This window comes from Nocardia sp. NPDC047648, assembly GCF_040642815.1.
Classification (GTDB): Bacteria; Actinomycetota; Actinomycetes; order Mycobacteriales; family Mycobacteriaceae; genus Nocardia; species Nocardia gamkensis.
Genome location: NZ_JBEYSX010000006.1, coordinates 289,802 through 309,392 on the forward strand (window position 1 = coordinate 289,802; position 19,591 = coordinate 309,392).

Consider the following 19,591-nt stretch of genomic DNA (forward strand, 5'->3'; position numbering starts at 1 on the left):
TCCGCTCACGCCTTCGCCGCGGCCGCCCCGCGCAGCACGGCCGCGGTGAAATCATCCAGGGGATAGAACAATTCGATGGCCAGCTCCGACAGCGTCACGTCGGCGGGTGCGCCGAAGGTGGCCATCGTGCTGAACATCGACAGTTCGCCGGCCGGAGTGCGGATCCGGATCGGCACCTCGAAAGGGCCGGGCGGTGCGCCTGCGCACGCTTCCGGCCCATCGATTCCGGCCGGCTCGGGATAGGCCGCCACCTCCTCGTGAAGCGCGGCCAGTTCCGCGTCGCCGCTCGCGCTGACCTGCCTGCCGAGCCGCTCCAGGAACAGGGCACGCACCTGGGCGAGGTTGGCCAACCGGCTCGCGAGCCCGTCGGGGTGCAGCACCAGCCGGTAGACGTTGAGCCGCGGCGCCCGCACGTGTTCGGGAACGCCGTCCATCAGCACGCTCATCGCCGCGTTGCCCGTCACCACATTCCACAGCCGATCGATGACCACCGCCGGGTACGGTTCGTGCGCCGTCAGCATGGTGTCCAGCGCGGTGCGGACCGACGCGAGATGGGCGTCGTCGAGGCCGCTCTCCGGGTAGGCGGGGGCGAAACCGGCTGCCACCAGCAGGGTGTTGCGTTCGCGCAACGGCACATCCAGCGCATCGCACAGCCGCAGCACCATCGCCCGGCTGGGCGCGGCGCGGCCGGTCTCCAGGTACGACAGGTGACGCGCCGAACTGTCCGCGGCCAGCGCCAGATCGAGCTGGCTCAGCCTGCGCCGTTGCCGCCATTCGCGAAGCAGGATGCCCGCTCTCGATGGTGTTCGCACCGCTGTCATTCGACCAGCTAAGCACTCGGTCGTGCGGTGCGGCCATGACCTCCGAGGTCATTGCGACGCCGACCTCCGGCCAGCAGGGTTGGCGGCGGGAGCCGAAAGGCCCCGCCGAATCGATGAACGGAGTGCGATATGAGAACAGCCACCCTGGCCCGCCGCGAGGGGAGCGCCGCGTTCCTGCGAACCGCGCTGCGCATGGACGGCTGGAGCACCGGGATCTTCGGCGGGGTGCTGCTGGCCGGAGCAGGAGTGTTGCGCGACCCGCTCGGGCTGCCGATCGGCTGGAGCATCGCGTTCGGCGTGGTCATGATCGGCGGCGCGCTCGCACTGCTGACGCTCGCACGACTCCCCGCCGTGTCCGCGCGCCACGCGCGGGCGGTCGTAGCGGTCAACGCGCTGTCGGCAGCGGGAATGATCGGACTGGCCGGTACGAACGTCCTCGCGCTGACCGGTCCGGGTGTGGCTTTCCTGCTCGTCGGCGCGGCGGCGGTCGCGATCTTCGCCGGACTGGAATCCGCCGGTCTGCGCAGGCTCGGGTGAGCACCCACGGTACCGACCGATGCCGCCTCGCCGACGCGTCCGGCCTCGACCGCTTGCTCGACGCGCGGATCGCCGTGGGCGGCCGGTGATGCGGTCACGGCATCCGGACCCCTCGCCGCACTGGTGACCAGCAGCGGGTGTGGGCTGGTCAGGGACAGCGACGAGTGCCGTCCGGATCAGGATGGCCGAACGGCGGGCCGGACAGTCGCTGTTCACCCCGGCCCACAGTCACGGGTGAGCGGGCACTCTGCGTCCTCGACGGCTCATCGGAATTCCGTTGTGCCCGACTCCGCCGGGCGGGTAGAGACATGCGGATGGACGTCTCCATGCCCGAGATCAGATTGCTCGTGCCCGATGACTGGGCGGTATTCCGGCGTATCAGGCTCGCGGCGCTGACCGACGCGCCGCAGTTCTTCGGTAGCACCCTCGCCGAGGCCAAGGCCCGGACCGAAAGCGACTGGCGGCGCGCGCTGTCGGATCGAGCGCAGTTCGTGGCCCGGTGGGACGGCACCGAAGTGGGGACCGTCGCGGGCATGCCCGACCCCGAACGCGGCGGGGTGCACCTGATCTCGATGTGGGTGGCGCCGTCGGCGCGGGGGACCGGGGTGTCCGACCGGCTGGTGCGCGCGGTGCTCGACTGGGCGGTCGAGGGCGGGCACGACGTCGTCCACTTGGAGTTCGCCGAGCACAATGCCTTCGCCGAGCGGCTGTATCTGCGCAACGGCTTCGCGCGGACCGGGGGCGGCGGACAGATCGCCCCGGGCGATCCGCGCCGGGAATTCGAGATGGCCTGGCGGCCGCCCACGCCCGGTTTGCCCGCCCACCCGCAGGGTATCCGGGCCGCGACGGCATCCGAGACATCCGTCCCGCACCGCGACGCCGAGCACAGGAGGCAGCCATGACCGATCGCAATTCCGCGGACAAGGGGACCGACGACGCGCGGGGCACCGGTGGTGTGCCTGCCGAAACCGGGCAGCCGTCCAAGGGTGCGGCGCGGCGCGGCGGAGCCTCTGGAGCGGACCGGGATGCGGAGCCGGGCGCCGCGCAGCGTCCCGCGAACACGCCCGGCGAGCCCCGTGGTGACGTCGCGGAAGTGCGAAAGTCCGAGTCGGATACGCGGAGCGCGGCTGCTGGGGCGGGAGGCGCGACCGAGTCGGTGAGTTCGGCGCAGGTTTCGGAGAATGCGTCTGCGGAACCGGGCGGCGCTGCTGGTTCGGCGGAGAAGTCGGACACGGCGGCCTCGGCGCCGATCTCGAAGGATGCGGCTGTGCAGGCGGGCGGTGCCGCCGGCGTGGCGGGAGAGCAGGAGACGGTGACTTCGCGGTTGTCGGAGGGCCGGTCCGCGCAGGCCGGTGGCGCCGGTGCGGGAGGAAGGACAGAGTCGGTGAGTTCGGCCCAGGTCTCGGAGAGCACGTCCGCGCAGGCGGGTGGTATCGCCGGCGCGGGAGGGAAGACGGAGTCGGTGAGTTCGGCTCAGATCTCGGAGGATGGGCTCGCGACAGCGGGCGCTGCCGGCGCTACGGGGAAACCGGATACGGTGGCATCGGCGCAGGCACCGGAGGGCGCGGGCGCGACGGGAAACGCGGATCCGGAAGCCGTGCGGCATTCGGCGGCGGAGGGCAGCCCGAAGGAAACACCGATATACGAGTCGGTTCGCCGCGCCGCCGAACGCGCCGAGCAGGTCCAGGCGGACGCTGCCACCGCCGCCGAACGCGGCGCCGCGGGAATCCCCGGGCCGGTGAGCCGCCCCGGCCGCACGCTGCTGGAAATGCTTCGCGACAAGCCCATCCTCGCCGCGATCCCGGCGTCCACCCTCGCCTTCATCCTCTGGCGCGCGTTCCACCGGCGCTGACCCGTTTCACACGCGCCGTCGATAGACCTGCCGGGATCCCCCCTCCGGCCCGGGAGCCGCCTCCTCCGCGGGGTGGAACCCCAACTTCTCGTAGAACGTGCGGGCACCGCCGACGACCCCGCCGGGGTGATCGGGCCCGAAAGTGACCACTTCCAGCGTCCCCGGGGCAGGCACGTACCGGCGAACCGCGTCCGCGAGGAGCGCCCGGCCGATGCCGTGCCCGCGAGCCTGTTCCGCGACGACCAGCCAGCGCACCCGGTAGACCGGCGGGTTCGGCCCGAACAGGATGCCGCCGAGCACCTCCGCCCCCGCGGACCGAGCGACGAGCGCCGTTCCGCGCCCGATGTGCCGCAGCACCGCGGCACGAAACTCGGCATCCTCGGCGGACGCCCCGAACCAGTGCTCGACCTGCCCCGCCAGTTCGAGAAAACCGGCGAGGTCGTCCTCTCGCGCAAGCCTGACAATCATCCGCGCCATCGTGACAGCATCGGTCGGCCGCGTCGACTCGAAGCGACCTCAGCTTGCGGCGGCTCGCAGAGCGGTGTCCAGTTTGGTGCGGAAACGCGCGAAGTGGGGATCGGTGTCGGGAAGGTCGAAACCGGCCAGGTCGCACCAATGTTCACCGTCGAACTCACGCCGGTCGAGGCAGTGGCCGCGGGCGCGGTCACCGCGGATCACGTACCAGAGGCTGACGTCTTCGTGCGCGTCGGAGCCGACGGTGGTGGTGACGGTGAGGAACAGTGGATCGGGCCCGACGACGTCGAACCGTGCCTCGACGCCGATCTCCTCGGCCGCTTCCCGTCGCGCCGCGTCGAGCGGATGCTCGCCGGGATCGACGTGCCCTCCGGTCGGCAGCCAGAGCCCGGCGAGGCGATGCCTGCCGAGCAGCACCGCCCGCGCCGCCGGATCGACCAGCACGGCATAGGCGACCAGGTGTCGCGGCGGCGTGGCCGGTCTAGCCCGCCGGAAGATGTCGTCGGTCGAGGCGAGCCAATCCAGCGTCGTGTCGACGTGCTGTCGCTCGAGCTCGTCGAGCGGCGTGATCCGCCGCACGACATCGGCGACCGCGGCGGTGGCGGAGTGCATGGCACGGACTGTAGGGCCGGGCACCGACAGCTTCAGCCGTCCAGCACCACGGGTTTGAGCCGGGTGGTGTACGTCGCGGCGCGGTCGAGGGCGTCGGCGGCCGCGGCGAGTTCGAGCAGCGCTTCCTCGAACACCTCGCGCGCGCCCGCGACGCAATAACCGGGGGTGGTGAGCGCGCCGACCCCGTCGGTATCGATCAGCAGCCCGGAATCCGGCAGCGCGCCGTAATCATCGGCCAACGCGGCGAGGTCACGCCGCAACTCGCGGACCCGGTGCAGCATTCGGCCGCGCCGTTCCTCCAGGATCAATGGATCGATCATCGGTGCCTCGTTCCGATCGACGCGTGTTCACCCGCAATCTACCGAGCGCGGCCGTTCTCGTGCGGCCCGGCGCACGGCCGGGCCGCGGACGATTCACGGTCGCAGTACCGACACCAGGAATTCGGTCTGGTCGTACACGGTCTTCTCGAAGACCTCGTCGAAATAGATATCGAAATGTCCTGCGGGATATCGCTTCACCACCGCGTGCTTGGTGCGTTCGGCGGCGCGCAGCGCCGATTTCACCGGCGCGACGGAGTCGTCGTCGCACAGGGCGTACAGCACGGGCATCTTCAGGGCCTTCGCGCGTCGCCCCGGCGCGTCGAACAGTGCGGAGAATGCGACGCGGGCGGCCACTTTCGGCTCGTAGGTCTCGCTCTCGTCGGTCAGTCTGCGGAAGCCGTCCGGCACGTCCGGCGCGCTCATCAGCGCCGCGGCCCGCTTGCGCCCGGCGAGCCGGATGCGGACCGGCTTGCGCCGGATCGGCCCGAGCAGCAGGTCGGTGGCCGCGATGGTGGAGACCTTGATCAGGCTGATCGGCCCCTTCGCCAGTGCCGAGGACAGTCCGCTGGTGAACGGCACCTGCGCGACCACGGCAGCGATGTAGGCGTCGTCCGGCGCGACCGAGAGCACGTGCCCGCCGCCGAAGGACGTGCCCCACAGTGCGATCCGGGTCGCATCGATGCCGCGCAGCGTGCGCGCGTACGCGATGGCGGCGTGCCAGTCTTCGCGTTGCCGCGCGATGCTCAGCAACTGGCGCGGCGTGCCCTGACTGGCGCCGAAATGCCGATAGTCGAATACCAGGACCGCCATCCCCGCGGCCGCGAAACGCCGCGCGTACCGATCCAGTCCCATTTCCCGATTGGCCCCCAGGCCGTGTCCCATCACCACTAGCGGGCGGGGTTTGGGTGCGCCGTCCGGGCGATATAGCCACGCCGCGCACTGTTCGCTTCCGGATGGGAAGCCGACCTCGACACGTTCCATGGCCACCAACCGTACCCAGTATCCTGGGACGGCGGACGAGTTGGTCGGGCGGCCGCGGCGCTGGGAACGGGCACGGTTGTGCCGCCGCCCGGCGCCGAGGAAAGTCCGGACTCCACAGAGCAGGGCGGTTGCTAACGGCAACCCGGGGTGACCCGCGGGAAAGTGCCACAGAAAACAGACCGCCCACGGCCTCCGGGCCGTGCGGTGAGGGTGAAACGGTGCGGTAAGAGCGCACCAGCGCCCCGGGTGACCGGGGCGGCTTGGTAAACCCCGCCCGGAGCAAGGTCGAAGGTCGCACCGTTCGCGGTGCGGCTGCGCAGGCGCTCGAGGGCTGCTCGCCCGAGCCTGCGGGTGGACCGCTCGAGGTACCCGGCGACGGAGTGCCCAGATGGATGGTCGCCTCCCGGCCCCAGGGCCGGGGACAGGATCCGGCTTACAGACCAACTCGTCCGCCCGCCTGGCGTGCTTCACACCTGCGAAGCACGCCTGCGCAGAGCAGGGTCAGCACATGAGTTTGGCCATTTGATAGATCGCCTTGGCCTCTTCGGAGCTGGGCCGGGTGGCGCCGCCCGCGCGCTCGGTGATGTTCGCGACGACGTCGTTTTCCGATTTACCGGCTTTGATGTCTCCGCATGTCTCGGTCAGGATGCTAGCGATCTTCGCGTCGTCCTTGCCTTCGGACAGCTTGGGGAACGCGCCGCGGAAGCTGACGAGGAACGCGCCCGCCTTCACGCTGTCGACTTGTGCGGCGGCCTGCGTCGCCGTGGTGGTGGCCTGCGAGCCGGCATCGTTGGTCTTGTCGTCCCCGCAACCGGTGAGGAGCAGGGCGAAGAGGGTGGCGCCTGCCGCGAACGCGGCCGTGGTTCTGGCCGCGAGCGCGGCGGTAGTTCTGGTCACGCAGCGGCATGCTAGCGGCCCGTGACGACCGTCGCCTCCCGTCAGGTGAACGGGAGGCGACGAGTAGTGGGAGAAAAGAAACGCGCGGTCAGATCGGGTTGATCACGAAAACCTGCGCCCAATAGGCGGCCTGCTCCGGGCCGAGCAGAGGCAACAGGTAGTCGAACAAAATCGATGACATAGGTATGGAGCTCCCAAATTGTCGACGTGCGGGACATTTCGAAGGCGCGGGCGAACCCGACGCCCGTCACGGCGGGCCACGTTAGCAGCGCGGGCGCGCTCGTGTCTCGGGGCGAGAATTTCCGCTGCCCGATTCGTGCGGAACTGGCCCTGATCGTGATCGACGTCATAAAGTAGTCGCCGTTGGCAAGGCCCGGCGCAGGGCAGCACCGGGCCATTCATACTTCGATCGCGGGAAAGCAGGTCTCAACACATATGCGAGTAGTTCGCTCCATGGTCGCAGGCGCATTGGTCGCAGGCGCCGCTTCGGTTTTCGCGGTGCTGGGTGCGGGTTCCGCAAGCGCCGTCGCGGTGACCCCGCTGCAAGGTGGGGTTCAGGTCGACCTGAGTCCCGCCGACACGGTGTGGGTGCACCAGAATCACGTCGGCCTGGCTCTCGCCGGGTTGCCGCATCCGTCCGCCGCCTCCTTCGGTGAGGCGCTGGACGCCGCGGCCGGGGTCTCGTCCTCGGTGCCCGGTGGCCGGGTCACCTTCACCGTCTACGGTCCGTTCGATCAGTTGAACGGCACCATGCTGGCGCTCCAGTAGGACCGGCGCCTCAGCGTGGAACTCCACCCGCGGATCGTGTCGGCGCCGGTCGATTTCGGCGCCATACGTTCCGAGTTCGGCCTGGCCTCGGCATACCCTGCCGAGGCCAGCGCGGAAGCCCGCGACGCGGTGGACGCGTTCGCGGGCATCCGGGTCGATCGCACGGACATCCCGTTCGTGACGATCGACCCGCCCGGGGCCATGGACTTGGATCAGGCCCTGCACATCGAACGCACCTCCGGCGGCTACATCGTGCATTACGCCATCGCCGATGTAGGCGCTGTGATCACCCCCGGCGGCGCGCTGGCCGAAGAGTCCGGCGCCAGGGGACAGACCTTCTATCTTCCCGACGGCACCGTGCCGCTGCACCCGCCCGCCTTGTCGGAAGGCTCCGCCAGCCTGCTTCCCGAGCGGACGCGCCCGGCCGCGCTGTGGACCGTCGAACTCGACGAGCAGGCCGAACCGGTGCGGTTCTCGGTGGTCCGTGCCCTGGTGCGCTCGCGGGCCCGGTTCGACTACTTTCGCGTGCAGGCCGACGCCCAGGCCGGTCGGCTGCACCCCTCCATCGCGGCCCTGCCGGAATTCGGCACGCGGCGCATCGAGGCGGGGCTGGCGCGCGGCGCGATCGGGCTGCGATTGCCCGCGCAAGCGGTGGTCGAGGACGAGCACGCCGACGGGCACTGGCGGCTGGTGGTGGAACCGCGCACCGCCGCCGACGACTGGAACGAACAGGTCTCGCTGCTGACGGGCATGTGTGCGGCGCGGATCATGCTGGACGCGGACGCGCCCGCCAGAGAGCGGGTCGCGCTGCTGCGCACCATGCCGCCACCGTCGGAATCCGCGATCGAATCGATGCGCCGCACCGCGCAGGCGCTGGGCGTGGCGTGGTCCGACGGCGAATCGGTCGGGCGGATGCTGGCCGGACTGGACACCGGAACACCCGCGGCGCTGGTACTCATGTCCGAGGCGACAACCCTGCTGCGCGGCGCTTCCTACACCGTGGTCGACGGGGTGTCGGGGGAGCCGCCCGCGCCGGAAAGTCTGCGGCACAGTGCGATCGGCGCCCCATACGCGCATGTCACCGCCCCGCTGCGGCGGTTGTCGGACCGGTTCACGACCGAGATCTGCCTGGCCAGGTGCGCGGGAACCGAGGTGCCGCGCTGGGTGCGCGAGGGGCTGGCGGGCGCGGCCGACGCCATGCGGCGCAGCGACAACGTGGCGGGCAAGCTCGAACGGGCCTGTATCGACCTGACCGAGTCGACCCTGCTGGCGCCGCGGACCGGCGCGGAGTTCGACGCCGTGGTGGTGCGCGAGGCCAACGGCAACCGGCCCGCCGTGGTCTTCGTTCCCGACCCGCCGGTGCTCGGGCCGTGCGTGGGGAATCCGCCGGAAGGCAAGACGGTGCGGGTGCGGCTGCTGTCGGCCGACCCGGTCGAGCGGAAAGTGTCGTTCGAGTATTCGACGTGAAGGCCGGGAGTCCGCTTATCCGAACAACGTGGCGGCGGTGGCCGGGTAACGGCTCAGCTCGCGACCTGCCGCCGCGTCCTCCGCGGCGGCGAGAATCTCGTAGAGCCCTGCATCCTCTCCCGCGGCGGCGGCCTCGGCCGCGCGGTGCAGGATCGCCTGGTGCGACTCCACCGCGTCCCGGTGATCGCCGAGCACGGTCTGGAGCTTCTTCGCGCGGCTGCCGCGCTCGGCGGCCTCGTCCCCGATCACCTGCTCCGCCGCCTCGCACGCGTACCGCAGCCGCTTGGCGCTCTTGCGGATGTCGTGCAGCAACTCCACCCGGTGCAGCGGGTCGACGGTGGCCTCGGCGCGGACCAGGGACCGCACCCGGTCGAGGTCGCGTCGCAGCACCTCTCCGAAGACATCCGTCGCCGACGCGGCGGCGCGGGAGTGGCGCAGCGGCGGATCGGTGCGCCACCCGGAAAGTTCGTCGCGCAGCTCGCGGTAGCGCGCCCCGTCCAGCGCGGCCAGCACCTCGTCGTGCGCCGCGCGATAGCGATCGCGCTCGGTGTCGACCAGACGCCCGGTGACGGCGTCCAGGCCGGCCCGTCCGGCATGCTCGGTGAGCAGTTCGGCGAACCGGTCGGCGCGCACCTCCGCGTCTCGCGCCGCGCCGAGCAATCCGGCCAGCCACTTGAGTTCCGCGCCCATCGCGGCGGCGGGTTTCTTCGTGAGCAGTCGGCCGTAGGACCGCAGCACACTGCGCAGCCTGCGGGTGGCCACCCGCATCTGATGGACCGAATCCGGGGCGTCGGCGCGGACCTCGGGCTCGGCGGCCAAGAGCCGGTCGATGTCCTCGCGCAATGCGGCGACCAGTGCGTTCCCGGCCGTGACCACCGGGCGGACCTCTGCTTTCGCGAATCGGTCGGTCGCTTCGATCAGGTGATGGGTGATGCCGGGCTCGCTCGCCGCGTGCCCGGCGTCGTCGACGATGTGCAGGACCGAGCCGGGCCAGGCGCGATGCAGATCCCACGCGCTGACCGCCGGACAGACGATGTCGTGACGGCCCTGCACGATCACGGCGGGAATATGGGTGATGGCGCCGATATCGCGCAGCAGCTGGCCCTCGTCGAGGAATCCGCCGTTACGGAAGTAGTGGTTCTCGATGCGCGCGAACGCGAGGGCGAATCGGGGATCGGACGTCTCGGCCACCCGGTCCGGGTGCGGCAGCAGCGAACTCGTCGCGCCCTCCCAGCTGGACCAGGCGATGGCGGCCGTGCGGGCGAGCTGCTCGTCGGGTGCGTGCAGCAGGCGGTGGTAGACCTCGACCAGGTCGCCGTCGCGTTCCTCCTCGGGCACCGGCGCGAGGAACTTCTCCCACTCGTCCGGATACACGTAGCCGGCGGCGCCGTTGTAGTACCAGTCGATTTCCTTGCGCCGCAACAGGAAGATCCCGCGCAGCACCATTTCGGTGACGCGGTCGGGATGCCGCTGCGCGTAGGCCAGCGCGAGCGTGGACCCCCACGAGCCGCCGAACACCTGCCAGCGATCGATGCCGAGATGTTCGCGCAACGCCTCGATATCGGAGATCAGATGGCCGGTGGTGTTGTACTCCAGACTCGCGCCGTCGGCCAGGTGCGGGGTGGATCGGCCGCACCCGCGCTGGTCGAACAGCACGATCCGATAGGCGGCCGGATCGAAGAACTGCCGATGGAACGGCGCGGTCCCGCCGCCGGGGCCGCCGTGCAGGAACACCACCGGCTTGCCCTCCGGGTTGCCGCTGACTTCCCAGTACACCGACTGGCCGTCGCCGACCGCCAGCATGCCGGAGTCGTACGGCTCGATCGCGGGATAGCGGGTGCGCATCCGACCGCCCGGCTCAGAACGCCAGACCGGAGGCCAGATCCGGGATGCCGAGTGCCTCCACGGCCTGCTGACGCACGTCCGGGCAGCTCTTGGTGGTGAGGCGGTCGACGATCGGCTTGTCGGCCAGCACCGCGCCGTTGATGCCGCCGTTGCGCAGCGCCCACTCGTGCACCAGGGCGTTCAGCCCGATCTTGCCCAGGGTGCCGCCCTGGATTCGCCAGTTGGACAGCTCCGGCCGGATCATGTCGCACAGCTGGGCCGCGGCCGCGTCGGAGATCTCCGGGGCCGTCGGCGTGACGCGGCCGGAGGTCGTGCCCGGCGCCCCGGTGGCCGATACCGTGGTCGAACTCGAGCTGCCGGTGGGGGCCGGGTCCGAGTCGCTGCCGCAAGCGGTCAACGCCCCGGCGGCGAATACGCCCGCCACCAGCAGGGTGCTGCGTGAAATCCAACGGCTGTACGGCATGGGTACCTCTGGTCGTGTCGGTAATGTCGGCATCGAGTCTGCCATTGATTTCGGCGACCGGCCCGAACCGGCCGTTTTCGGTGGGAATAGATCAGCGGAAGTGCGCGCGCAGCTCGTCGAGCAGATCCTGGCGTACCCGATCGAAGGCCGGCTCGGCGCTTTCCACGGTCCGCCACGGATGCAGGGCGACCAATGGAGCCAGGCGGTCGGCCGCGGCGATCTCGGCCTCGGATACGTCCCCCACCTGTCGCCAGCGGGCGAAATACTCCGCGCGATAGGGACTGTGCAGCACGCGGTGGGACAGAAACGGGTGGGTGATCACGGCATCGCCCCAGTCGAAGAGCAGGCCGGGCCCCGCACCACGCGCGAAGACGTTGCCCGGGTGCAGATCGTTGTGCTCGATGCCGAGCAGACCGGACTCGGTCAGCACGGTGGCGGCCGCTTCGATGCCGCCGCCGAGCCCCGGCACGCGCGGCTCGAAATGGCGGTAGACGCTGATCAATTCGCCCGGCGGCAAGTACGGTGTACCGGTGGCGCGCAGGTCTTCCACGTGCGTGCCGAGCGAGCGCTGGAGATCGGCATAGTGGCGGATCAAAGCGGGCCATCCTGCGTCGAAGCCGTCGGCGGTGGCGCCGCCGTCCGGGCTGAGCAGCCAGCCGTTGTCCGGGTGCACCGCGAGCGGTTCCAGCACGCTGCCCGGACGCAGGTGGGCCAGCAGACGCAACAGCGGTCCCTCGTGGGCGAAGGCGCGCGCGTTGGCCTTCACCCACATCGGGCCGGCATCGGTGGGAATACGGGCGAGTAGCGACCATGCTCGCCGCTTGGTCTCCACCGCGATGCCGGTGACTTCGATGCCGTGGGCGCGCAGGGCGGTGCCCGCCCAGCTCACCAGGGGTTCCAGCGGTTGGCCGAGCAGCGTGCGGGGTGCGTGCACTGCCCGGCCGGTGCCGACCGGGGAATCGCCGGTCAGAAGCTGTGTTCCGGCCCGGGGAAGCTGCCCCGGCGCACTTCGTCGGCGTAGGCCGCGGCGGCGGCGCGCAATTCGTCACCGACGTTGCCGAAGCGCTTGACGAACTTCGCGGTCTTGCCGCTGGTGTAGCCGGCCATGTCCTGCCAGACCAGCACCTGCGCGTCGGTGTCCGCGCCCGCGCCGATGCCGACGGTGGGAATGGTCAGTTTGCGGGTGACCTGCCCCGCCAGCTCGGCCGGGACCATCTCCATGACCACGGAGAACGCGCCCGCCTCCTGGACCGCGTTGGCGTCGGCGATCAGTTGCTCGGCGCCGTCGCCGCGGCCCTGCACCCGGAATCCGCCCAGCGTGTTCACGCTCTGCGGGGTGAAGCCGATGTGCGCCATGACCGGGATGCCCGCCGCGGTGATGAGCGCGATCTGCTCGGCGACGCGCTCGCCGCCTTCCAGCTTCACCGCGTGCGCCCCGCCCTCCTTCATGAACCGGGTCGCGGTGGCCAGCGCCTGCTGCGGGGAGGACTCGTAGGTGCCGAACGGCAGGTCGGCCACCACCAGGGCGTGCGGCGCGCCGCGCACCACGCCGCGCACCAGCGGGATGAGTTCGTCCACGGTGATCGGCACGGTGGTGTCGTAGCCGTACACGACGTTGGCCGCGGAGTCGCCCACCAGCAGCACGGGAATGCCTGCTTCTTCGAACAGCCGCGCCGAGGAATAGTCGTAGGCGGTCAGCATCGCCCAGCGTTCGCCGTCGGCTTTCATCTGCTGCAAGTGGTGCACCCGGGTCTTGCGCACGACCTTCTCGGTCTTGCCGGGCACCGCACCGTAGGCAGGGGTTTCCGAATCGGATACGGACATCATCGTCCCTTTCGTCTGTGTCGCCTCGGGGCCCGTCCGGGTCCCCGGGATTGTCTGACGAGAATCAGTGTGCCACTCGCCACCGAGGCGGATTAAGGCCGATGACCGGTGCAATTGGTCACAGCGCGGGTCGGGTTCGCCCGGGTCGGTGCCCGCGGTGGCTCGATGGCAATATCGAGGGCATGTCGACGGTGCGAAGTGGGCGCGGAGCGTTCCCGGTGGCGGTGCTGGCCTCGGTCGCTGTCCTGATGTCGGGGTGCGCCGTCACCCGCACCGAATCGGGGCAGCCGACGACGGCGCCGCCCACCGGCCTGGAGAAGTTCTACGGGCAGACGGTGCAGTGGGGCGACTGCGCCGGATTCGGCGGACCCGACGACCGGCTCCCGCCGAGCACCGAGTGCGCGCGGGTCACCGTGCCGGTGGACTACGCGGCGCCCGACGGAGCGACCGCGCAGATCGCGGTCTCCCGGATCCGGGCGACCGGGCGGCGGGTGGGTTCGCTGGTGATGAACCCGGGCGGGCCGGGGGAGTCCGGCCTCGGCCTGTCGTCGCTGGGTAACAAGACGGAGTTGGCCGAGCGCTTCGACCGGATCGGCTTCGACCCGCGCGGTGTCGGCTCCTCCACACCCGTGATCGTCTGCCAGACGCCGCAGGAGCAGGACGCCGAGCGCGCCGAGCCGGAGGAGGACTACACCCCGTCCGGTATCGCCGACGCGGAGGCCGACAACCGCCGGTACGCCGACCGTTGCGCCGAACGCACCGGAAAGGACTTCCTCGCCCATGTCGGCACCCGCGAGGTCGTCCAGGACCTCGACGTCATGCGCGCCGCGCTGGGCGACGCGAAGCTGACCTACGTGGGGTACTCCTACGGCACCAAGATCGGTTCGGCCTACGCGGAGAAGTTCCCCGACCGGGTGCGCGCGATGGTGCTGGACGGCGCCATCGACTCCTCCCAGGACCCGGTGCAGGAGTCGCTGCGGCAGGCGGCGGGCTTCCAGAAGGTGTTCGACGCCTACGCCGCGGACTGCGCGCAGCAGCCGGACTGCCCGCTGGGCGCCGATCCGGCGCAGGCGGTGCCGCGGTTCCGCGCGCTGGTGAACCCGCTGTGGGACAAGCCGGCGCAGACCACCGATCCGCGCGGGCTGACCTACGGTGACGCGCTCACCGGCGTGCGCCAGGCGCTCTACACCGACGAGTTGTGGAAGGTGCTCACGCTGGGGCTGTCGGAGTTGCGCGACGGCCGCGGCGATACGTTGCTGGCGCTGGCCGACCTCTACGACGGCCGCCGCGACGACGGCAGCTACGCCAACACCACCGACGCGTTCAACGCGATTCGCTGCGTGGACGATCCGCGCGTCACCGATCGCGAGGTAACCGGACGCCAGGACGCGCAATACCGTAAGGCGGCCCCGTTCCTGGACGACGGCCACGCCACCGGCGCCGCGCCGCTGGAGTTGTGCACCGCCTGGCCGGTGCCGAACACGAGTGAACCGCACCGCATCTCCGTGCCGGGGCTGCCGAAGACGGTGGTGGTCTCGACGACCGAGGATCCGGCGACGCCGTACCAGGCCGGAGTCGATCTGGCCGGGCAGCTGGGCGCCGCGCTGATCACCTACCAGGGCAACCGGCACACGGTGGCGCTGGCCGGCGGCGTGCCGTGCGTGGACGACGCGGTCATCGCCTACCTGGTCGACCTGACCGAACCCGCTCCCGGACTCACCTGCTGAGCCGGGCGGGCGCGATTGCTGGTCGGTGACATCGTCCGGCCCGCTCCGGAGAAAACTCACAAACGGGACGATCCGGTTGTGCGGAGTCTTCCGAAAACATCCAGGTCAGCAATCTTAAGCGTGTATGTAACACAGATTTAACGCCGGATGCTTACGCTCGCGGGCATGGATCGCCAGAAGGAATTCGTGCTGCGGACGCTCGAAGAGCGGGATATCCGCTTCGTACGTCTCTGGTTCACCGACGTCTTGGGTTACCTGAAGTCGGTCGCGATCGCGCCCGCCGAACTGGAAGGCGCGTTCGAAGAGGGTATCGGCTTCGACGGCTCGGCCATCGAGGGCTTCGCCCGGGTCTCCGAGGCCGATATGGTCGCCCGGCCCGATCCGTCGACCTTCCAGGTGCTGCCGTGGGCCACCAGCAAAGGCCACCAGCACTCCGCGCGCATGTTCTGCGACATCACCATGCCCGACGGCTCGCCGTCCTGGGCAGACCCGCGCCACGTGTTGCGCCGCCAGCTGAACAAGGCGGGCGACGTCGGCTTCAGCTGCTACGTGCACCCCGAGATCGAGTTCTTCCTGCTGGAGAACGGTTCGCACGGCGGCGTGCCGGTGCCCGCCGACAGCGGCGGCTTCTTCGACCAGGCCGTGCACGATTCGGCGCCGAACTTCCGCCGCCACGCCATCGACGCGCTGGAGTCCATGGGCATCTCCGTGGAGTTCAGTCACCACGAGGGCGCTCCCGGCCAGCAGGAGATCGACCTGCGCTACGCCGACGCGCTGTCCATGGCCGACAACGTGATGACCTTCCGCTACCTGATCAAGGAAGTGGCCATCGACGAGGGCGTGCGCGCGACCTTCATGCCCAAGCCGTTCGCCGAATACCCGGGCTCGGCGATGCATACGCACATGAGCCTGTTCGAGGGCGAGACCAACGCCTTCCACGACCCGGACGACCCGATGAACCTGTCGGAGACGGCGCGCGCGTTCATCGCGGGCATCCTCGAGCACGCTCCGGAGATCAGCGCGGTCACCAACCAGTGGGTGAACTCCTACAAGCGCCTCATCCACGGCGGCGAGGCTCCCACCGCCGCCTCGTGGGGCCGGTCCAACCGCTCGGCCCTGGTGCGCGTGCCGATGTACACGCCGAACAAGTCGTCCTCGCGCCGCGTCGAGATCCGCAGCCCCGATTCCGCGTGCAACCCCTACCTGACCTTCGCCGTGCTGCTCGCGGCCGGTTTGCGGGGCATCGAGAAGGGCTACACGCTGCCGCCGGAGGCGGAGGACGACGTGTTCGCGTTGACCGTCGCGGAGCGGCGCGCGATGGGCTTCCGGGAGCTGCCGGGCACGCTGGATGAGGCGCTGCAGGCGATGGAGCGCTCCGAACTGGTCGCCGAGACCCTCGGCGAGCACGTGTTCGACTTCTTCCTGCGCAACAAGCGCCGGGAGTGGGCGGATTACCGCAGCCAGGTGACGCCGTTCGAGCTCAAGGAATACCTGGGGTTGTGATCCGGGCGATGTCCGGGGGCGGCGTGCCCCCGGTCGCGGCCATGTAATTTGAGAACCATGGTCCGGCCCCCGTCTGCGCGCTCCGCCGTCCCCGGTGTCGGCCGGCTCGGATTGCTCGAGCCGTCCGCCGCCGCGTCGCTGCGCGAATTGGGCTGGGACAACGTCGAGAGCATTCCCGTGCTGTGGGCACTGTCCCGCGCGCCGGACGCCGACCTCGCGTTGAGCACGCTGATGCGGTTGCGCGAGAGCATCGCCGACGGCTGGGACGCCATCGATTCGGCGATCCGCACCGATAGCTCACTGCGGGGCAGGCTGTTCGCGTTGCTCGGCTCGTCCAGCGCGCTGGGCGATCATCTCGTGGCGGCGCCGTCGGCATGGGAAGTGTTGCGCCGCAAGGAGTTACCCGACCGCGACGAACTGATCGCCGACCTGCTCGCGGCGGTCGAGGCCGAGCCCGCGCAGGGGCCCCGCGCAGCCGAGACGGTGTCGCAGCGCGACTCGATCGGGGGTGGCGGTCGGGAGGCGGGCGAGCTGCTGTTTCGCGCCGGGCTCTCGGGACCCGACGTGGTGGCGTCGTTGCGCAAGCGGTACCGCGACCAGTTGATGCTGCTGGCCGCGCTGGATCTGGCGGCAACGGTGGAGAACGAGCCCGTGCTGCCCTACCAGGTGGTCGGCCGTCACCTCACCGACCTGGCCGATGCCGCCCTGACCGCGGCGCTGGCGGTCGCGGTGGCGCGGGTCTGCAAGGACGAGCCGGTGCCGGTGCGGTTGGCCGTGATCGCGATGGGCAAGTGCGGCGCGCGCGAGCTGAACTACGTCAGCGACGTCGACGTGGTGTTCGTCGCCGAGCCCGCCGACGCCACCGCCACACGCTTGGCCGCGGAGATGATGAGCGTCGCGAGCCAGGCGTTCTTCGAGGTCGACGCGGCGCTGCGGCCGGAGGGCAAAGCCGGTGCCCTGGTGCGAACGCTGGATTCGCACATCGCCTACTACAAGCGGTGGGCGCGCACCTGGGAGTTCCAGGCGCTGTTGAAGAACCGTCCGGCCACGGGTGATCTCGCGCTCGGCGAGCAGTACCGCGCCGCGCTGATGCCGACGGTGTGGTCGGCGTCGGAGCGCCCCGATTTCGTCGCCGACGTCCAGGCGATGCGCCGCCGCGTGGAAGATCTGGTGCCCGCCGACCTGCGCGAACGCGAACTCAAGCTCGGGCGCGGCAGCCTCAGGGACGTCGAGTTCGCCGTGCAGCTACTGCAATTGGTGCACGGGCGGGTGGACGAGACACTGCACGTGCAGGGCACCGTCGAGGCGCTCGGCGCGCTGGCCGCGGGCGGATACGTCGGCCGTGACGACGCGGCCAATCTCACCGCGTCCTACGAATTCCTGCGGCTGCTGGAACACCGGCTGCAACTCCAGCGGCTGCGTCGCACCCATACGCTGCCCGCCGCGGACGACGAGGAGGGCATGCGCTGGCTGGCCCGCGCCGCGCACATCCGCCCCGACGGCAGGCAGGACGCGGTGGGCGTGCTGGACAGCGAGATCCGCCGGAACGCCGTGCGCGTCCGGCGATTACACGCCAAGCTGTTCTACCGGCCGCTGCTGGAATCGGTGGCGCGACTGGACTCCGCCGCGCTGCGCCTGAGCCCCGAGGCCGCCATCCGGCAGCTGGCCGCGCTCGGCTACGCGGCGCCCGAACACGCCCTAGGCCACCTCAAGGCCCTGACCGGCGGCGTGTCCCGCAAAGGCCGCATCCAAGCCCTGTTGCTGCCGACGCTGCTCGAATGGCTCGGCGACACACCGAATCCCGATGCGGGCCTGCTGGCCTACCGCCGCGTGTCGGAGGGGCTGGCCGATCAGATCTGGTTCCTGCGCGAACTACGCGACGAGGGCGCGATAGCGCAGCGGCTCATGATCGTGCTCGGCTCCTCGGAGTATCTGCCCGATCTGCTGATCAACGCGCCCGAGACGATCCGGATGTACGCCGACGGGCCCGGCGGTCCGCTGCTGCTCGGCCCGCAGCCCGACGAGGTGGCGCGCGGCATCCTCACCGCCGCCGCGCGCTACGAGGACCCGAAACGCGCGGTGGCCGCGGCGCGTTCGCTGCGCAGGCACGAACTCGCGCGGGTGGCGTCGGCCGATCTGCTCGGCATGCTCGAAGTGCCGCAGGTGTGCCGGGCGCTGTCGTCGGTGTGGGTGGCGGTGCTCGAGGCGTCGTTGCGCGCGGTGATCCGGGCGAGTGAGGCGGAGCGGGGTGCGCCCGCGCCCGCCGACATCGCGGTGATCGGCATGGGCAGGCTCGGCGGCATGGAGCTCGGCTACGGCTCGGACGCGGACGTGCTGTTCGTCTGCGACCCGCGGCCGGGGGAGGACGAGACCAAGGCCGTCAAATGGGCGATCGGGGTGGCCGACCGGGTGCAGCAGCTGCTCGGTGCGCCGAGCACCGACCCGCCGCTGCACGTGGACGCCGGGTTGCGTCCGGAGGGGCGCAACGGCGCGCTGGTGCGCACGCTGGCCGCCTACGCCGCGTACTACGAGCAGTGGGCGCAGCCCTGGGAGGTGCAGGCGCTGCTGCGCGCCAACCAGGTGGCCGGCGACGAGGAACTCGGGGTGCGCTTCCTGCACGTCATCGACAAGGTGCGGTACCCGGCGGGCGGAGTGTCGGCCGAGGCGGTGCGCGAGATCCGGCGGATCAAGGCCAGGGTGGACGCCGAGCGGCTGCCCCGCGGCGCCGATCCGGCGACGCACACCAAGCTGGGACGCGGGGGGCTGGCCGACATCGAGTGGACGGTCCAGCTCGTGCAGCTGCGGCACGCCCACGAGGTGCCGGGGCTGCACAACACCTCCACGCTGGAAGCGCTGGACGTGATCGAGCAGACCGGCCTGCTGGACGGGCAGGACGTGGCGCTGCTGCGCGACGCGTGGCTGACCGCCACCAACGCCCGCAACGCCTTGGTGCTGGTGCGCGGCAAGCCGACCGATCAGCTTCCGGGGCCCGGCCGCCTGCTATCCGCCGTCGCGCGCGTCGCGGGGTGGCCCAACGACGACGGCAGCGAATTCCTCGATCACTACATGCGCGTCACCCGGCGCGCCAAAGCCGTCGTCGAACGAGTCTTCGGCGCGTGAGCGGCTCCCGCGCCAGCTCTCACTCGTCGGTGTCACGAACCGAGGGTGAGGCCGGTGCGGGCCGCGCGTTGTTCGCCCCAGTCGTAGAGCGCGGTGAGGACGGGCACGAGAGTGTGGCCTTCGTCGGTGAGGGTGTATTCGACCTGCGGCGGCACGGTGTCGAAGACGGTACGCCGGACCAGGCCGTCGGATTCCAGTTCGCGCAACTGCTGGATCAGCATCTTCTCGCTGGTCGTCGGCATCCGCCTGCGCAGCTCGCCGTAGCGGTGCACGCCCTCCTTCAGGTGGGCGAGGATCACCGGCTTCCACTTGCCGCCGATCAGGTCGACGGTCACCTCCACGGCGCAGCGGTAGCGCTTGTCGGGCACATGTCCTCCGGG

The 19,591-nt window shown here is 70.6% G+C and carries 19 protein-coding genes, 1 other RNA gene and 1 pseudogene; 9 read left to right on the plus strand and 12 right to left on the minus strand.

What is annotated here, in order from left to right; all coding sequences use genetic code 11:
• Window positions 1-5: 5 nt before the first annotated feature.
• Entirely contained in the window at window positions 6-821 is an 816-nt protein-coding gene (locus tag ABZ803_RS15900; RefSeq protein WP_357037891.1) for a helix-turn-helix transcriptional regulator, read from the minus strand.
• 129 nt (window positions 822-950) lie between these two features.
• Here ABZ803_RS15900 and ABZ803_RS15905 point away from each other — a divergent pair, with 129 nt between their 5' ends.
• The 3 genes from ABZ803_RS15905 to ABZ803_RS15915 all read left to right on the plus strand — a co-directional run bounded on the left by ABZ803_RS15905 (window position 951) and on the right by ABZ803_RS15915 (window position 3,210).
• Complete coding sequence (locus tag ABZ803_RS15905; protein WP_357037894.1) at window positions 951-1,358, plus strand: hypothetical protein; 408 nt, start codon at window positions 951-953, stop codon at window positions 1,356-1,358.
• A gap of 314 nt (window positions 1,359-1,672) precedes the next feature.
• Window positions 1,673-2,260, plus strand: coding sequence for a GNAT family N-acetyltransferase (locus tag ABZ803_RS15910; protein ID WP_357037897.1), 588 nt, complete (start codon window positions 1,673-1,675; stop codon window positions 2,258-2,260).
• On the plus strand, window positions 2,257-3,210 hold the full coding sequence (locus ABZ803_RS15915) for a hypothetical protein (protein ID WP_357037900.1): 954 nt from the start codon (window positions 2,257-2,259) through the stop codon (window positions 3,208-3,210). Before ABZ803_RS15910 ends, ABZ803_RS15915 begins: the two co-directional genes overlap by 4 nt.
• 6 nt (window positions 3,211-3,216) lie before the next feature.
• On the opposite strand, the gene ABZ803_RS15920 is transcribed toward ABZ803_RS15915, so the two are convergent.
• From ABZ803_RS15920 to ABZ803_RS15935, 4 genes are all read right to left on the minus strand, one after another.
• Window positions 3,217-3,678: a GNAT family N-acetyltransferase gene (locus ABZ803_RS15920; RefSeq protein WP_357037903.1), complete on the minus strand. Its 462-nt coding sequence runs from the start codon at window positions 3,676-3,678 to the stop codon at window positions 3,217-3,219.
• 48 nt (window positions 3,679-3,726) lie between these two features.
• Complete coding sequence (locus ABZ803_RS15925) at window positions 3,727-4,296, minus strand: NUDIX domain-containing protein (RefSeq protein ID WP_357037906.1); 570 nt, start codon at window positions 4,294-4,296, stop codon at window positions 3,727-3,729.
• 32 nt (window positions 4,297-4,328) lie between these two features.
• Entirely contained in the window at window positions 4,329-4,616 is a 288-nt protein-coding gene (locus ABZ803_RS15930) for a hypothetical protein (protein ID WP_357037909.1), read from the minus strand.
• Between the two features lie 93 nt (window positions 4,617-4,709).
• A complete protein-coding gene (locus ABZ803_RS15935; protein ID WP_357037912.1) occupies window positions 4,710-5,597 on the minus strand; it encodes an alpha/beta fold hydrolase in 888 nt (295 codons plus the stop codon).
• A 36-nt stretch (window positions 5,598-5,633) separates the two neighbouring features.
• Here ABZ803_RS15935 and rnpB point away from each other — a divergent pair.
• Window positions 5,634-6,049, plus strand: an RNA gene (gene rnpB, locus ABZ803_RS15940) — RNase P RNA component class A.
• Window positions 6,050-6,098: 49 nt separating this feature from the next.
• Here rnpB and ABZ803_RS15945 read toward each other — a convergent pair.
• Window positions 6,099-6,494, minus strand: coding sequence for a hypothetical protein (locus ABZ803_RS15945; RefSeq protein WP_357037915.1), 396 nt, complete (start codon window positions 6,492-6,494; stop codon window positions 6,099-6,101).
• Between the two features lie 453 nt (window positions 6,495-6,947).
• Here ABZ803_RS15945 and ABZ803_RS15950 point away from each other — a divergent pair, with 453 nt between their 5' ends.
• Window positions 6,948-7,262, plus strand: a complete 315-nt coding sequence (locus tag ABZ803_RS15950; protein ID WP_245660131.1) for a hypothetical protein — start codon at window positions 6,948-6,950, stop codon at window positions 7,260-7,262.
• A gap of 15 nt (window positions 7,263-7,277) precedes the next feature.
• Window positions 7,278-8,729: an RNB domain-containing ribonuclease gene (locus ABZ803_RS15955; RefSeq protein WP_357037919.1), complete on the plus strand. Its 1,452-nt coding sequence runs from the start codon at window positions 7,278-7,280 to the stop codon at window positions 8,727-8,729.
• 15 nt (window positions 8,730-8,744) lie between these two features.
• Here the strand turns inward: ABZ803_RS15955 and ABZ803_RS15960 are convergent, their stop codons facing one another.
• The 5 genes and pseudogenes from ABZ803_RS15960 to panB form a co-directional block, all read right to left on the minus strand.
• Window positions 8,745-9,605 carry a CHAD domain-containing protein gene (locus ABZ803_RS15960; RefSeq protein ID WP_357038142.1) on the minus strand — a complete coding sequence of 287 codons (861 nt, stop codon included), beginning with the start codon at window positions 9,603-9,605 and terminating at the stop codon, window positions 8,745-8,747.
• Between the two features lie 21 nt (window positions 9,606-9,626).
• Window positions 9,627-10,574 (minus strand): annotated as a pseudogene (gene pip / locus ABZ803_RS15965) (prolyl aminopeptidase); the annotation flags it as partial.
• Between the two features lie 13 nt (window positions 10,575-10,587).
• Window positions 10,588-11,037, minus strand: a complete 450-nt coding sequence (locus ABZ803_RS15970; protein ID WP_040865762.1) for a hypothetical protein — start codon at window positions 11,035-11,037, stop codon at window positions 10,588-10,590.
• Window positions 11,038-11,128: 91 nt separating this feature from the next.
• Entirely contained in the window at window positions 11,129-11,971 is an 843-nt protein-coding gene (locus ABZ803_RS15975; RefSeq protein ID WP_357037922.1) for a phosphotransferase, read from the minus strand.
• Window positions 11,972-12,003: 32 nt separating this feature from the next.
• Complete coding sequence (panB, locus tag ABZ803_RS15980) at window positions 12,004-12,861, minus strand: 3-methyl-2-oxobutanoate hydroxymethyltransferase (protein WP_357037925.1); 858 nt, start codon at window positions 12,859-12,861, stop codon at window positions 12,004-12,006.
• A 182-nt stretch (window positions 12,862-13,043) separates the two neighbouring features.
• On the opposite strand from panB, the gene ABZ803_RS15985 reads away from it, so the two are divergent.
• The 3 genes from ABZ803_RS15985 to ABZ803_RS15995 all read left to right on the plus strand — a co-directional run bounded on the left by ABZ803_RS15985 (window position 13,044) and on the right by ABZ803_RS15995 (window position 19,211).
• Entirely contained in the window at window positions 13,044-14,588 is a 1,545-nt protein-coding gene (locus ABZ803_RS15985; RefSeq protein WP_357037928.1) for an alpha/beta hydrolase, read from the plus strand.
• A 165-nt stretch (window positions 14,589-14,753) separates the two neighbouring features.
• The gene (locus tag ABZ803_RS15990; protein ID WP_357037931.1) at window positions 14,754-16,091 is read left to right on the plus strand and encodes a glutamine synthetase family protein; all 1,338 of its coding nucleotides are present in this window, start codon (window positions 14,754-14,756) and stop codon (window positions 16,089-16,091) included.
• A gap of 57 nt (window positions 16,092-16,148) precedes the next feature.
• Window positions 16,149-19,211: a bifunctional [glutamine synthetase] adenylyltransferase/[glutamine synthetase]-adenylyl-L-tyrosine phosphorylase gene (locus ABZ803_RS15995; RefSeq protein WP_357037934.1), complete on the plus strand. Its 3,063-nt coding sequence runs from the start codon at window positions 16,149-16,151 to the stop codon at window positions 19,209-19,211.
• 32 nt (window positions 19,212-19,243) lie between these two features.
• On the opposite strand, the gene ABZ803_RS16000 is transcribed toward ABZ803_RS15995, so the two are convergent.
• The gene (locus ABZ803_RS16000; RefSeq protein WP_357037937.1) at window positions 19,244-19,579 is read right to left on the minus strand and encodes a helix-turn-helix domain-containing protein; all 336 of its coding nucleotides are present in this window, start codon (window positions 19,577-19,579) and stop codon (window positions 19,244-19,246) included.
• Window positions 19,580-19,591 lie beyond the last annotated feature (12 nt).

What these genes read in the sequence shown, in the direction of transcription:
- ABZ803_RS15900 (WP_357037891.1), bottom strand. Translation starts at nt 821, where the DNA reads ATGACAGCGGTGCGAACACCATCGAGAGCGGGCATCCTGCTTCGCGAA.
- ABZ803_RS15905 (WP_357037894.1), top strand. Translation starts at nt 951, where the DNA reads ATGAGAACAGCCACCCTGGCCCGCCGCGAGGGGAGCGCCGCGTTCCTG.
- ABZ803_RS15910 (WP_357037897.1), top strand. Translation starts at nt 1,673, where the DNA reads ATGGACGTCTCCATGCCCGAGATCAGATTGCTCGTGCCCGATGACTGG.
- ABZ803_RS15915 (WP_357037900.1), top strand. Translation starts at nt 2,257, where the DNA reads ATGACCGATCGCAATTCCGCGGACAAGGGGACCGACGACGCGCGGGGC.
- ABZ803_RS15920 (WP_357037903.1), bottom strand. Translation starts at nt 3,678, where the DNA reads ATGATTGTCAGGCTTGCGCGAGAGGACGACCTCGCCGGTTTTCTCGAA.
- ABZ803_RS15925 (WP_357037906.1), bottom strand. Translation starts at nt 4,296, where the DNA reads ATGCACTCCGCCACCGCCGCGGTCGCCGATGTCGTGCGGCGGATCACG.
- ABZ803_RS15930 (WP_357037909.1), bottom strand. Translation starts at nt 4,616, where the DNA reads ATGATCGATCCATTGATCCTGGAGGAACGGCGCGGCCGAATGCTGCAC.
- ABZ803_RS15935 (WP_357037912.1), bottom strand. Translation starts at nt 5,597, where the DNA reads ATGGAACGTGTCGAGGTCGGCTTCCCATCCGGAAGCGAACAGTGCGCG.
- ABZ803_RS15950 (WP_245660131.1), top strand. Translation starts at nt 6,948, where the DNA reads ATGGTCGCAGGCGCATTGGTCGCAGGCGCCGCTTCGGTTTTCGCGGTG.
- ABZ803_RS15970 (WP_040865762.1), bottom strand. Translation starts at nt 11,037, where the DNA reads ATGCCGTACAGCCGTTGGATTTCACGCAGCACCCTGCTGGTGGCGGGC.
- panB (WP_357037925.1), bottom strand. Translation starts at nt 12,861, where the DNA reads ATGTCCGTATCCGATTCGGAAACCCCTGCCTACGGTGCGGTGCCCGGC.
- ABZ803_RS15985 (WP_357037928.1), top strand. Translation starts at nt 13,044, where the DNA reads ATGTCGACGGTGCGAAGTGGGCGCGGAGCGTTCCCGGTGGCGGTGCTG.
- ABZ803_RS15990 (WP_357037931.1), top strand. Translation starts at nt 14,754, where the DNA reads ATGGATCGCCAGAAGGAATTCGTGCTGCGGACGCTCGAAGAGCGGGAT.
- ABZ803_RS15995 (WP_357037934.1), top strand. Translation starts at nt 16,149, where the DNA reads ATGGTCCGGCCCCCGTCTGCGCGCTCCGCCGTCCCCGGTGTCGGCCGG.